Raw genomic sequence first — 12,655 nt, 5'->3', positions numbered from 1 at the left:
CTTGCCGCATCGCTGCCGCGCCTTAGTTCCGCGTCGTTCCGGTATGGAGCGGGCAGGGGACAGGCAACATGGCCGGCGCAATCATCGTCTTCGGGGCAACGGGCGGAATGGGTGCCGCCGTCACCCGTGCACTCGCCGCGAAAGGACACGCCTTGCATCTCGTGGCCCGGGACGAGGCGCGCCTCGCGGTGCTCGCGGGGGAGACGAAGTCACGCTTCAGCGTCGCCGACGTGGCCGACAGCGGGGCCCTGCGCCGGGCCGTCGAGGAGGCCGCCTCAGCGGCGGGCGGGGTCCTGAAGGGCCTGTGCTACGCCGTCGGCACGATCAACCTGAAGCCGCTCGGCCGGTTGACGGAAGAGGACTTCCTGCACGATTTCCGCGTCAACGCCGCGGCCCCCGCGCTGGCCGTGCAGGCGGCCCTGCCGGCGATGCGCAAGTCGGAGACCCCGGCATCGGTGCTGCTGTTTTCGACGGTAGCCGTCGCGCAGGGCTTCACGGCGCATGCGTCGATTGCCATGGCCAAGGGCGCGGTGGAGGGGCTCGTGCTGGCACTGGCGGCCGAGCTCGCGCCGAAGGTGCGCGTGAACGCCATCGCCCCGTCCCTTACCAGGACGCCGCTTGCCGCGCCGCTCACCGGCAACGAGCAGATGGCCTCCGCCATCGCGCAGCTGCACGCCCTCCCGAGGCTCGGAGAACCCGACGACATCGCCCCGCTCGCCGCACTCCTCCTGTCGGACGAGTCGTCCTGGATCACGGGCCAGGTGATCGGCGTCGACGGCGGCCGTTCGACGCTGCGCACCAAGGGTTGAGTGCGGCTCAGGCGGCGTCGGCGACGCCGATCTCCGCCTGCGTGCGGCCTTGTTCGACCTCCTCGACGAAGCGGGCGATGCGCTCCAGCGTGGGGCGGTCGCGCAGCAGGGGGGCGTGGCCCTGGCCGGGCACCGTCCAGCGGGCCAAGTTGCCGTGTCGCTTCGCCATTTCGGCGAAGGTCTCGGGGGCGAGGAGGTCCGAGTTCTCTCCGCGAATGGCGAGAACCGGCAGGTCCTTCAGCCCCTCGAAGAGCCCCCAGAGCTGCGGCAGCGGAGCCTCGAGGTCGAGGGCCGCGAGCCCCTTCATGAGCGCGGGATCGTAGCTCGACTGGAGCTTGCCGTTCTTCTCTTCCCAAGAGCCTGACGCCAGCGCCTTCCAGTCCGCGTCGGAGAGCGAGGAGAACTGCGCGTCGGAGATCTTTCGCAGGAGCCTGGCGGCCTCCTCCATCGTTCGCGGCGGAGGCAGCTTGCCGACGTAGGACCGGATCCGGATCAGCCCGCGGCCCTCGATGACCGGGCCGATGTCGTTGAGCACCACGCCCTTCAACACGCCCGGGCGCATCGCACCCACGGCCATGGACACGAGGCCGCCGCGCGACGTGCCGACGAAGACGGCCTCGCCGACGCCGAGCGCGGTGAGGACCGTGAGCGTGTCTTCCGCCTCGATCCGGACGTCGTAGCGCTTCCAGTCGGCGTCCCGGCCGGAGAGGCCGCGCCCGCGATAGTCGAGCGACAGCACGCGGCGGGGCCGGTCAGGATCGGTCGCGAGCGCCTTCGCGAGCGCATCGAAGTCGACCGAGTTGCGGGTCAGGCCGGCGAGGCAGACGACGGGCAGGGCACCCCACGCCCGGTCGCCATAGTCGCGCGCGTGCAGTGTCAGCCCGTCCTGGGCCGATACGAAGACGCTGCGGAAGGGTTCTGGCATGGGCGGGCTCCGGCGGTCGCGCCCGGAGAATGCGGTCTCGGCGGCGAGCCGGCAATGCCTCAGCGGCTGACGGTGGCGTCGCGTGCCGCACCGCGCTTCAGGTCGCGGTCGATCGAGACGATGTCCTGCAGCCCGAGACGGCTGCGATAGACCTGCAGGTTCTCCAGAACACGCTGCACGTAGTTGCGTGTCTCGTTGAACGGGATCCGCTCGACCCAGTCGATGGCATCGACCTCGGGACGGCGCGGGTCGCCATAGGCCGTGATCCACTTCTTCACATTGCCGGGACCGGCATTGTAGGAGGCGATCGTCAGCACGTAGGAGCCCTTCCAGGCGTCGACCAGATCGCCGAGATGGGCGGAGCCGAGGATGGCGTTGTAGGCCGCGTCACCTGTCAGCCGGTCGAGATCGTAGGCGAGGCCGGCGCGGTCGGCCGTCGCCTTGGCCGTCGCGGGCATCAGCTGCATCAGGCCGCGCGCGCCGGCGGAGGAGACGACGCGGGGATCGAAGGCGCTCTCCTGGCGGGCGATGGCGAGAACGAGGGGGCGCTCGGCTCCGCCCGGCGCGGTCACCTCGGGAACGCCGAGCAGCGGGAAGGCATGGTTGTCCAGAGCGAAGCCGCGCTGCAGGGCGGTCTTGCCGATGGTGAGCAGCGCTCGCGCGTCACCGCGGCTGGCCGCGACCTCGGCGAGCTGGTCGAGCGCGCCGGCATCGTCGATTCTCTGGGCGAGATCGGCTGCGAGCACCTGGGCGAGCTCGGGCAGGCCGGCCTCGTACAACATGCCGACCGCGGTCACGGCAGGCGGTGGCGAGGAGGGAGCCTCGGGTGACCTGAGCACCCGGCGAACCGTGTAGCTGCGCGCGTCGATCCTCGTCTTGGCGAGCTGGCCGTAATAGGTGGTCGGGTAGGTCGCGGCCTTTTCGAAGAAGGCCGTCGCCGGCTGGCCGCTCTCCTCGGCCGCACGCCCTTGCCAGTACGTCGAACGGGCAACGGAAATCGGCGTCGTCGCCGCCTCGGCGGCGCGGGCGAAGTGACCCGAGGCGGTCTTGGCGTCTTTCATCCACCGAAGCGCGATCCAGCCGGCGTGGAACTCGGCGTCGACGGAGACGGAGCTGGAACCCAGCGGATAGTCGCGCGCCACCTCATAGGCGAGCTTCGGCTCGTTCGCGTCCAGCAGGTTGCGGACGAGGGCCCTGCGCTCGTTCCACCATGGCTCGGGATTGACCATCGCGCCGAGATCGCGCGGCAGCCCGGCCAAAGTCTTCGCCGCGTCCACGCCCTTCTTCTGCTTGCGCAGGCCCTCCGCGATGGCCAGCGCCAGCACGGGTTCCTTGCGGGCCGTCAGCGGCAGCGCATCGATGAGCTTCTTCGCGTTCGGCGCACCGCGCGCGGCCGCGACGTAGGCCTTGACGAGCGGGAGCATGTCGGCGCCGGCCCTCGGCGCATTGCGCATGGCCCCGGCCCAGTCTTCCTCCAGCAAAAACAGGACGGTGCGCCGCCGATGGTCGCTCACCCCGATCGCAGCGGGGAATGCGTCGAGGATCCGCTGCTCCATGTCGGAGCCGAACGTGTCGCTGCGCCAGCGCTCCGCCAGCAGCGCGACGGCCTCCTGCGGCTTGCCCTCGTCGGAGCGAAGCTTCGCCAGCATCAGCGTGCCGCCGGGCGTCAGCGGCGGCTGCGTGGCGAAGAAGGCGCGCACCTTCTCCGGACCTGCCTTCTCGGCGACCATCGCCTCCTCGGCCCGGCGGCGGAGCCAGCCCTGCTGCGGCCAGTCCGGGGCACCGCGCATGAAGGCGTCGATGCGGGAGAAGCCGACCTGCCGAGGCGCCATGCGGATCGCCACCCAGCCCAGCAGCTGGCGCGTCGTCTCCTCACGGGCGCGGCCCGTCTCGATGTCGCCGCCGGACAGGTCGCCGAGGGCGTACTCGGCCACCGCGGCGCGCACGACGCTGAGCTCGAAGGCGCGGGGATCCTCGGCGATGGAGGGTGGCAGCGGGAATCCCGGCAGGTCCGTGACGGCGTCGGGCAGCTTCAGCTGGGGCTCGGCCGGCGCCTGCTGCGCCTCGACGCGGGCCTGTGGCTCGATCCGGCCGGTGATGTCGGGAACGAGATCCCCGGCGATTTCATGCCCGACATCGTGGGCAACGTCACGGACATAGTCGGTCGCCTGCCGCAACGCGTCCTGTGCCGGGTCCGGCAGCGAGGAGGCAAGCTCGCGCATCGCGCCGGACGGCACGAAAATCGCCACCAGCGCCAGGCCGGTGGCCGCAGCCAATGCTGCACGAAGCTTCATCCGTTCATCTGCCCCTTGCGATACATGGCGTTCGATAGATGGCATCGTCCGCCTGGAGCGTTAGCGATCTGTTAACCTCGCCGCTCGCTCCCGAGCTTTCGCTTCTTTTCTGCCGATCACAACCCGTAACCATCGCTGCTAGCTGTATTCCGTGGCAGCAACGCGGCAGGGTTGCCAAGGTCCGCGCATCCCGGCCCCTTTTCGCGCGATCCGGGAGGGTCTATGTGTGTGCCTCCGCACGACGCGGATACCGCGCGCATGGCGGCAAGGGGACGGCACGCAGGGGACTGGCATGGGCAAGAGCCGCTTTACGGGATCGATCACGGCGCTCGTGACGCCCTTCAAGGACCATGCGCTGGACGAGGACGCCTTCCGCGCGCTCGTGAACTGGCAGATCGAGAGCGGCACCAACGGCCTCGTTCCCGTGGGCACGACGGGCGAGAGCCCGACTTTGTCGCATGAGGAGCATCGCTCCGTGGTGGAATGGTGCGTGGCCGAGGCGCGCGGCCGTGTCCCGGTGATCGCCGGAGCGGGGTCCAACAACACCGCCGAGGCCATCGATCTCGCCCGCTTCGCCGAGAAGGCCGGTGCGGATGCCGTGCTCGTGGTGACGCCCTACTACAACAAGCCGACGCAGGAAGGTCTCTACCTGCACTACAAGGCGATCAACGACGCCATCGGCATTCCGATCTTCATCTACAACATCCCCGGCCGCTCCGTGATCGACATGTCGGTCGACACGATGAAGCGCCTCTACGAGCTGAAGAATATCGTCGGCGTGAAGGACGCGACCGGAAACGTCGTGCGCGTCAGCCAGCAGCGGCAGGCCATGGGCGCCGACTTCATCCAGCTCTCCGGCGAGGATGCGAGCGCGCTCGGCTTCAACGCCCATGGCGGGGTGGGCTGCATCTCGGTGTCGTCCAATGTCGCGCCGCGCCAGTGCGCGGAGTTCCAGAAGGCCAGCCTCGCGGGCGACTACTCCGGCGCGCTGGTCTGGCAGGACCGGCTGATGCCGCTCCATACCTCGTTGTTCCTGGAGACCAACCCGGCCGGACCCAAGTGGGCCCTTTCCGCGTTGGGCAAGATGAGCGCGTCCGTTCGCCTGCCGCTGGCTCCGGCGAGCGAGCCGGTACAGAAGGCGATCCGCGCCGCCATGGTACATGCCGGCGTGCTCAACGCCTGAGCCAGAGGATACGGACACAGATCAATGGCCCAGGATAGGGACGCGGCGCGCTACAAGATCGCCGCGGAGAACCGGAAGGCGCGCTACAACTACGCCATCGGCGAGACCTTCGAGGCGGGAATCGCGCTCAGCGGCACCGAGGTGAAGTCCCTGCGGGGTGGCAAGGCGACGATTGCCGAGAGCTACGCGGGCGAGAAGAACGGCGAGATCTTCCTGGTCAACGCTTATATCCCCGAGTACCTGCAGGCCAACCAGTTCAACCACGAGACGAAGCGCCCGCGTAAGCTCCTGCTGCACAGGCGGCAGATCGACCGGCTCCTCGCCGCCATCCAGCGCGAAGGGATGACGCTGGTGCCGTTGAAGATCTACTTCAACGAGAAGGGCCGCGCGAAGGTGGAGCTGGCGCTCGCCAAGGGCAAGAAACTCCACGACAAGCGCGAGACCGAGAAGGCCCGCGACTGGGATCGCGAGAAGGGCCGCCTGCTCCGCGACAAGGGCTGAACCTGCCCGGGTTCACGGAGCGGGCTTCGGACCTGCGCCGCGCCAGCGCTCCACGATCTCGTCGGCGAGCCCTTCCAGCGGGCGGAACACGAAGCGGACCTCGTGCCGGCCGGCCGGCACCTGAACCGCCCGCATGATGCCGTTGGCCCGCCGCACGGGCTCGGCCTGGCCGTCCACGGTCGCATACCACCACGGGTGCCAGGAATCGTTCAGGACCAGCCAGCCACCCTGCGCCGAGTCGACGGCGGCGACGACCTCGGTGTTGGCGTAGCGCAGCAGCCTTGCCGATCCGGCCGGCCGTGGTCCGTTCTCGGCGGCGGGAAAGCCGTCGGCGGGGTCGAGCAGCACCGTCCGGCGGGGGTCGAAGCCCTCGGGCCATTTGCCGTCGTCCAGAAGAGTGTCGAAGTTCGCCGGCCTGGCGTCCCCCGCGAGGATCACGCGCGGCAAGGCGCGGGGGTTCTCGAACAGGCGCGCGTGCGGGGCCCGCGCGAGTTCAATGAGGTCGCCCTCGTGCAGCGCCTTGTCGACGTCCTCGGCCGGCCCTCGGGTGACGACGTAGCGAAGGCCCAGCATGTCGGCGAGAAGCGAGCTCCAGCCGGGCATCAGCGGCGAGAAGGTACGCTGTTCCGGCAGCGCCACCGTATCCTGGGCTCCCGTCGCCCTGGTGTAGATGCGCAGGCGGATCGGGTTGTAGCCGAGCGTGTTGTCGAGCCCGTGGACCATGCTGGCATTCGGCCAGTGGAAGTCGACACCGGCGAGCTCGACGCGGTCCCGGCGGTCGGGCGCGGCTTCCGCCGCGAGCCGGCGCTTCAGCTCCGCCACGATCGGGTCGGTGCTGTCCGGGCGCAGGACGTCGAAGAGCTCTGAGGGGAGGGCGGTCGACTCGTTCGGACCGTTGTTCCAGCGCAGATCGGCCGTCAGCAGCAGTGCCAGCACCAGCGACGCCAGCCACGCCGCCGGGCGTCGTGATCCCATCCAGGCGAGCACGACGGCGGAGACGGCTGCAAAGGCGAGCGCCGTGGCGATGGCCGGCGTGGCGTGCCCGAGCTGGCCTTTCCAGGCGGCCACACCCACGCAGGCCGCGAAACTGGCCACAATCAGGGCAGCGGCCAGAGCAAGCCTGGCGCGTGTCATGTCCAGCGTGCCGGCGCAGAGGCGATGCACTGCGTAGCCCGCCAGGATCGCTGCCAGCCCACCGAGCAGGAACGTCGCATCGGCCGGCCGGCGGAACAGGTCGATGCCGGGTAGGACGTGCCAGTAAAGGGTGAAGACCGGCGTGTACCACCCCAGGGCATAAAGGAGAACGAGGGTCGCCGCCGCGACGACCCAGCGGATTTCGCGGGCCCGGAACGCACCTCCGGCGATGCCGAGGCCGAGACCTGCGATCATCGGCAGGGCGCCGATATAGACGTCGCTCATGTTGCGGGCGAGGAAGAGGTCGGTCGGGCCCCAGGTGAAGCTCGGCTGCCCCCAGAACTCCGAAAGCGGTCCGTCCGTGCCGTAGAGGTTTGCGGCGAAGGCGGTCAGCAGTCCGGCCGGGTGGAGGGAGCCGCGGCCCGCGCCGATGAAGTCGATGGCTGGGCGGTTGGAGTCTCCCGCCAGCATGATCGTCATGGCGATGGGCAGGCCGGCGACCAAAATCGCTGCAAGAGCGCCCGCCACCAGCGGCAGGATCACCCCGCGCAGGGTCTCGATGCGGCGCGGACCCTGCAGAACGAACCAGAGCGTCTGGAAGACGAGCAAGAAGATCCCGAGCAGCGCGACCTGGTCACGGCCGATCACCATGCATCCACCGGCCACGCCTGCCGCAATGCCCCAGCCGATCGAGCGCCGCTCCAGCGCACGTGCGAGGAGCCAGAGCGTGATCGCCCACCAGGACAGGCTCAGCACCTGCCCGGTGTGCTGGATGCGCCAGGCGGCGGAGGCTCCGAAGGCGAAGACGAAGGCCGCGATGAGCGCTCCCTCCGGCCGCCACCCCCGGTCGCGGAAGAACGCCATGAGCGCCACGCCGCCGAAGCCCAGCATCGCGAAAGCGATGCCGTCCGACACCACGAAGGATGGCGCGGGGTCGACGAGTGCGACGAGCAGGTGTGGAAGGGAGAAGATCAGCGACTGGGGGTCGGCGACCTGCGGTGAGCCGGCGAAGACAAAGGGGTTCCAGAACGGCCATTCGCCGCGATGGATCGATCCGGCGAGGAACTGCAGCTGCGCCTGGAAATGCGCCTTGGCATCCCAGGGAACGGTGAGCCGGCCCGAAAGCCACGGCCAGCACAGGACGAGCCACGCCAGCGCAAACAGGAGAACGGCGACCCGGTACGCCCCATTGGCGGCCTGCGGGGTGATGCCCTCCGCGGCCGTGGCTCTGCCCTGCATGGCGAAACGGGTCCCGACCGGGGTGGTATGTCAGTCCTGTGCGGGAAGCCGTGCGAGACCCTCGTCGAGGTCGATGAAGTGACCCGCGCGGTCCCGCTTGGAGGACAGGTAGTGGACGTTCTCGGTCGTGGTGCGTCCAACGACGCGGCGATGCTCGACGACGTCCAGTCCGGCATCTTCGAGCGCCGCGATCTTGACCGGGTTGTTGGTCAGCAGGGCAACCTTCTGCACGCCGAGCTTCTTCAGCATCTCCGCAGCGAAGCCGAACCGGCGCTGGTCGAGGTCGAAGCCGAGGATCTCGTCGGCATCGTAGGTGTCGTAGCCGTCGGCCTGCAGGCGGTAGGCGCGCATCTTGTTGGCAATGCCGTTGCCGCGGCCTTCCTGGTCCAGGTAAAGGACGATCCCGCCGCCACCTTCGGCCATCGACTTCACCGTGCCGCGCAGCTGGTCTCCGCAGTCGCATTTGAGGCTGCCGAAGAGGTCCCCGGTCAGGCAGGCGGAATGCAGGCGGACGGGTACGACCCCGCCGAGGTCGGGCTTGCCGACAATGACGGCGACCTGGTCGCGAAGGCCCTCGCCGCCGCGGAAGACCACGAACTCGGTGTCCCTGGCGCCGTCCAGCGGAACGGGAGCCCGGCCGACGATGCGCAGGGCCCGTGCCTCGGCCTGCCGCTGCCGCCCGATGGCGTCGGCCTCGACGCTCAGCAGCGCGACGGGAAGACTGGCGGGGTCGACGGGGACCACGACGACGGCCGGGAGAACGAGCGCGAGGCGCGCCAGCTCGAGGGCGGCGAGGTCGAGGGTGCCCGCCGCGTGCACGGGTGCGTCGAGTTTCGGCGCGATCCGAAGCGCGAGCGCCTCGATGCGCTCGACGTCGATGCGGGGGAGGGCGATGAAGCCGGGCTGCATCCGCTCCAGCCCCAGCCGGCGCAGCCGTGCCGCGGGCAGCACCAGCCGGGCCGATCCCGTGGCGAGTGAATCCAGGCCTTTGGCGATGTCGGGGTCGAGCGCCTCCACGCCGATCACCAGCACGGCCTCGCCCCCGTCACGGATGGCGACGGGGCGGCCGGAGCGGGCTTCCGAAAGCGCGCGCTCGACGGTGATATGGTCCGCTGCCGCAACCGACCGTAGAAGGGAGGAGTCAGACATTCACGCCTCGAAAGCAGCGCCCACGCTGGGCACGAAGTAGGGTTGACCCGATGAGCTTCAAGGCACCGGATGAGCATGACAGCCGGCGGACCCAAGGCGCGAACACCGCTCCAGCCTCAGCCGATTCACACCTTGCAGGCGAAAAAGGCAAGAGCTTGCCACGCCAGGAGGCATTTGCACCCGTGCCCGTTCACCACCTCGTGCACGGCGGGCCGGAGTGCGACCCAGTGACGCCGGTGCGCGAAGCCGATCCTTCGCGGCCGTTCGTCGTCGCGCAGCTCGGCCAGTCGCTTGACGGACGCATCGCCACCGTCAGCGGCGAATCGCGCTGGATCAACGGCGCCGGGGCGCTCGATCACCTGCATGCCCTGCGTGCGGCCGTGGACGCCGTCGTCGTGGGTGTCGGCACGGTTCTCGCCGACGACCCGCGCCTGGACGTGAGGCGGACTGAAGGGCGCAGTCCCGCCAGGGTGATTATCGATCCCCGCAATCGGATGCCGGCGGGGTGCAGGTGCCTGCGCGATGATGGAGTGCGCCGCTTCGTCATACGCGGCGAGCCTTCGGATGCGATCGTTGGCGTGGAGGAGGTCATCGTTTCCCAACAGGACGGGTCGCTTGCGCCCGCCGCTGTCGTCGCGGCCCTGTTCGAGCGCGGGATGCGGCGCATCCTGGTGGAAGGCGGCGCCGCCACCATATCGCGCTTTATGGACGCAGGCTGCGTCGACAGGCTCCACGTGCTCGTGGCTCCGCTTATCCTCGGGTCGGGAAAGCCGGGGCTGGACATGCGTCCCGTGGAGGCGCTGGGCATGGCCAGGCGGCCAGCCACGCGGATCCACGTGCTGGGCGGCAGCGACGTGCTGTTCGATTGCGACATGCGGCAGGGGCACTAGGCCCGGTCCGGGAGGAGTTCGGTTTCGAGGAGGGAGGCCACCATGGTCGAGGGCGTTTCGCAGGCCTATCGCAATCCGTCCGGCGGCCCTGCCGCGCGGACCGAGTACTCGGCGGCGTTGAGAATCATCCACTGGCTCACGGCGCTCGCCGTGTTCATCCTCGTCCCGGTCGCCGTGGCGATGAGCAACCTCCCGGACAGCGCCTTCAAGAACGCGCTCTACGAGGTGCACAAGTCCGTCGGCATCATCGCCTTCGTCCTGGTCGTGCTGCGCATCGTCGTGCGGCTGGCGGGGGGTGCCCCGCCGCCCGATCCGTCGCTGGCGCCGTTCCAGCGTACCGCCTCGGCGACCGTGCACGGGCTCATCTATGCGCTGCTGCTCGCGATGCCGGTGCTCGGCTACTCCGCCACCAACATGTGCTGCAAGCCGGTGAACCTGTTCTGGGTGTGGCCGGTGCCGATCAATCTGGAGGGCAGCGAGGCGACGGTGAAGACCATCTTCGCCGCGCACTACTATCTCGGCTGGCTGCTCGTCGCGCTCGTCGCCATCCACATCTCGGCTGCTCTTTACCACCACTTCGCGCTGAAGGACGGCGTGCTCAGGCGCATGCTGCCGCAGCGCTAGGTCGGCATGGCCAGCAGGTCGACATGGCCGATGCGGGCCGAGGTCGCGTCACGGCGCTCCCCGGCCCAGCGCCTCGCGTCCTGCTCCGGCACGCCCGCCTCGGCCGCGGCAGAGGCGATGCCGGACGTCAGCTCAGTGATGAGCGCCGTGTCGCGCGGCGCATCGAGAAGCCACGGGCTCGGCGCCGTCCGGACGGTGTAGCCGCACGCGGCGAAACTGGCGTCCAGGGCGGCCGGCGCGTTGCGCCCCGCGGCCGGTCCGAACCCCTTGTCTATGGCCTGGTGCCGGTGGAAGGCATCGAGAACGGTGCCGTCCAACGGGTGCGCGGGCGCGAACTCGTCCTTCCCGTCATAGGTGAGAACGGTGTAGAGCGGCAGGCGCGCGGCCGCGAGGGTTTGCGCGAAGTGTTCGATCCAGGCCGCTGAAACCAGATCGAAAAGAGCGGCGGCCGTGACCAGCGTGGGCAGCTCGGCGAAGATCGTGCCGGGATCGCCCGACAGGTCCGCCTCGGTGAAGGTCACGCGGATCTCGCGACCGCCGGAATGGAGCACCAGACCACCTGCCACACGCTCGGACCGGTCAGACCAGCCGCGCAGCGCGTCGGCTGCGGCTTCCAGGAGGGCGGGGTCATGGTCGACGAGCCGCCAGGATTGCCGGTCCGGCAGCAGGGGCGCGAGCGCGCGCAGGTTCGAGCCCGTCCCGCATCCGAGATCGACGAGACGGGCCGTGCCGCTCGACGATGCCAGCCGCGCGGCTTCGACGGCCAGTCCGGCGTCGCGGGCGCGGCGGTCGGCGGGTTCACGCAGGGCGAGCCAGTCCGGGCTGAAGCCGCTCATGCCGGCGATGGCTCCCGCCGCAGCGCCACCTCCCTCAAGGCGCCAGCGATCAATTCGGCGGTGTCGGTCCAGCGCGGCAAGGCAGTGCCTGCGGCCCAGGATGCGTCCGACAGCCGGCCGCGCAGCTCCGGGTCCGAGATCATGCGGGCGAGAGCGGCCCGCAGCGACGCGACATCGCCCGGCGGGACCTTGATGGCCGCCGCGTCCGGGGCCGTGTCGGCCATGGCACCGCCGGTCGTGCACACGACGGGAAGTCCGCGCGCCATGGCCTCGGCGAGTGCCATGCCGTAGCCCTCGAAGAGCGAGGGCATCACGAAGACGTCCGCCGCGTGATAGTAGCCGGCCAGCTCGTCCTCGCTTGTCGCCCCGGCGAGATGGACGCGGTCTGCCAGACCTGCATCTGCAATGGCCGCGCGCACTGCATCGGCCTCCTCCCCGTCGCGGTCCGTCGCGCCGACGATGGTGCAGGACCATGGCCCGGGAAGGCCCGCCAGCGCCTCGACGAGAACCCGGTATCCCTTCCTCGGCAGCACCGAGCCGACGCACAGCAGCTGGACGGTGTCGCCGGCGCTTCCCGAGCCTGTGGCGCGCTCCGACGGGTCGGTGCCTGGCTCGGCGATGGTGATCTTCTCGCGGGGTACGCCATAGTCGGCGACGAGCATTATGGCGGTCGAGGGGCTGGTGACGATGACATGCGCGGCCCGCGCCAGCGCCGACGCCTCGCTCGCGTGGAAGGCCCGGCGCCGCCGTTCGGGCAGCCCGGTCTCCGCCGCCAGGGGGTGGTGGACCAGCGCCACGAAAGTCCGCTCGATGTCCTTCAGGACGAGATCGGTGAGCGCGCCGAAAGCGAGCCCGTCGACCATGATCACGGCGTCGTCCGGCGTGGTCTTGAGCAGGTATCCCGCCTCGCCGAGGTCGGGGACCGTGGCGAGCGGAAACGACCCCGGCAGCTTCAGGTAGTGGACGGGAAGTCCCAGTTCCTCCAGTTCCGCCAGCACCCGGCGGTCATAGGCGTAGCCGCCGGTCGGCGCGTCGAGGTCGCCCGGGATGGCAAAGACGAACGGGGTCACG

11 protein-coding genes are annotated in these 12,655 nt (G+C 69.8%); 5 read left to right on the top strand and 6 right to left on the bottom strand.

All coding sequences use genetic code 11. The annotated features are described in order from the left end of the window. The first annotated feature begins 68 nt into the window (after positions 1-68). Complete coding sequence (locus AC5JCN_RS07695; protein ID WP_495754451.1) at positions 69-809, top strand: SDR family NAD(P)-dependent oxidoreductase; 741 nt, start codon at positions 69-71, stop codon at positions 807-809. Between the two features lie 7 nt (positions 810-816). Here AC5JCN_RS07695 and AC5JCN_RS07690 read toward each other — a convergent pair whose 3' ends face one another. Further along, positions 817-1,734 carry an alpha/beta fold hydrolase gene (locus AC5JCN_RS07690; RefSeq protein ID WP_495754450.1) on the bottom strand — a complete coding sequence of 306 codons (918 nt, stop codon included), beginning with the start codon at positions 1,732-1,734 and terminating at the stop codon, positions 817-819. A 59-nt stretch (positions 1,735-1,793) separates the two neighbouring features. After that, positions 1,794-4,028, bottom strand: coding sequence for a lytic transglycosylase domain-containing protein (locus tag AC5JCN_RS07685; protein WP_495754449.1), 2,235 nt, complete (start codon positions 4,026-4,028; stop codon positions 1,794-1,796). A gap of 292 nt (positions 4,029-4,320) precedes the next feature. Here AC5JCN_RS07685 and dapA point away from each other — a divergent pair, with 292 nt between their 5' ends. Further along, entirely contained in the window at positions 4,321-5,211 is an 891-nt protein-coding gene (dapA, locus tag AC5JCN_RS07680) for a 4-hydroxy-tetrahydrodipicolinate synthase (RefSeq protein WP_495754448.1), read from the top strand. Between the two features lie 24 nt (positions 5,212-5,235). Beyond that, positions 5,236-5,712, top strand: coding sequence for an SsrA-binding protein SmpB (smpB, locus tag AC5JCN_RS07675; RefSeq protein ID WP_495754447.1), 477 nt, complete (start codon positions 5,236-5,238; stop codon positions 5,710-5,712). Positions 5,713-5,724: 12 nt separating this feature from the next. Here the strand turns inward: smpB and AC5JCN_RS07670 are convergent, their stop codons facing one another. Further along, complete coding sequence (locus tag AC5JCN_RS07670; protein ID WP_495754446.1) at positions 5,725-8,085, bottom strand: glycosyltransferase family 39 protein; 2,361 nt, start codon at positions 8,083-8,085, stop codon at positions 5,725-5,727. A 30-nt stretch (positions 8,086-8,115) separates the two neighbouring features. After that, positions 8,116-9,234, bottom strand: a complete 1,119-nt coding sequence (ribA, locus tag AC5JCN_RS07665; RefSeq protein ID WP_495754445.1) for a GTP cyclohydrolase II RibA — start codon at positions 9,232-9,234, stop codon at positions 8,116-8,118. A 182-nt stretch (positions 9,235-9,416) separates the two neighbouring features. Between ribA and AC5JCN_RS07660 the strand changes: the two genes are divergently transcribed. Both AC5JCN_RS07660 and AC5JCN_RS07655 read left to right on the top strand, forming a co-directional pair. Next, positions 9,417-10,124 (top strand): RibD family protein, encoded by a 708-nt coding sequence (locus AC5JCN_RS07660; protein WP_495754444.1) that lies wholly within the window; start codon positions 9,417-9,419, stop codon positions 10,122-10,124. A gap of 42 nt (positions 10,125-10,166) precedes the next feature. Continuing rightward, positions 10,167-10,748, top strand: coding sequence for a cytochrome b (locus tag AC5JCN_RS07655; RefSeq protein WP_495754443.1), 582 nt, complete (start codon positions 10,167-10,169; stop codon positions 10,746-10,748). On the opposite strand, the gene AC5JCN_RS07650 is transcribed toward AC5JCN_RS07655, so the two are convergent. Together AC5JCN_RS07650 and AC5JCN_RS07645 are read right to left on the bottom strand one after the other, a co-directional pair. Then, complete coding sequence (locus AC5JCN_RS07650) at positions 10,745-11,584, bottom strand: SAM-dependent methyltransferase (RefSeq protein ID WP_495754442.1); 840 nt, start codon at positions 11,582-11,584, stop codon at positions 10,745-10,747. The genes AC5JCN_RS07655 and AC5JCN_RS07650 overlap by 4 nt on opposite strands. Then, positions 11,581-12,654, bottom strand: a complete 1,074-nt coding sequence (locus AC5JCN_RS07645) for a glycosyltransferase family 4 protein (RefSeq protein WP_495754441.1) — start codon at positions 12,652-12,654, stop codon at positions 11,581-11,583. The genes AC5JCN_RS07650 and AC5JCN_RS07645 overlap by 4 nt, the downstream gene beginning before the upstream one ends. Position 12,655: the final 1 nt, after the last annotated feature.

It is taken from the genome of Alsobacter sp., assembly GCF_059501845.1.
The sequence above is the reverse complement of the archived record's forward strand: the minus strand, read 5'-3'. Positions and strand labels throughout refer to the sequence as shown.

Coding starts and splice junctions, on each gene's coding strand:
- smpB (WP_495754447.1), top strand. CDS start 5,236: ATGGCCCAGGATAGGGACGCGGCGCGCTACAAGATCGCCGCGGAGAAC.
- AC5JCN_RS07690 (WP_495754450.1), bottom strand. CDS start 1,734: ATGCCAGAACCCTTCCGCAGCGTCTTCGTATCGGCCCAGGACGGGCTG.
- AC5JCN_RS07685 (WP_495754449.1), bottom strand. CDS start 4,028: ATGAAGCTTCGTGCAGCATTGGCTGCGGCCACCGGCCTGGCGCTGGTG.
- AC5JCN_RS07670 (WP_495754446.1), bottom strand. CDS start 8,085: ATGCAGGGCAGAGCCACGGCCGCGGAGGGCATCACCCCGCAGGCCGCC.
- ribA (WP_495754445.1), bottom strand. CDS start 9,234: ATGTCTGACTCCTCCCTTCTACGGTCGGTTGCGGCAGCGGACCATATC.
- AC5JCN_RS07695 (WP_495754451.1), top strand. CDS start 69: ATGGCCGGCGCAATCATCGTCTTCGGGGCAACGGGCGGAATGGGTGCC.
- dapA (WP_495754448.1), top strand. CDS start 4,321: ATGGGCAAGAGCCGCTTTACGGGATCGATCACGGCGCTCGTGACGCCC.
- AC5JCN_RS07655 (WP_495754443.1), top strand. CDS start 10,167: ATGGTCGAGGGCGTTTCGCAGGCCTATCGCAATCCGTCCGGCGGCCCT.
- AC5JCN_RS07650 (WP_495754442.1), bottom strand. CDS start 11,584: ATGAGCGGCTTCAGCCCGGACTGGCTCGCCCTGCGTGAACCCGCCGAC.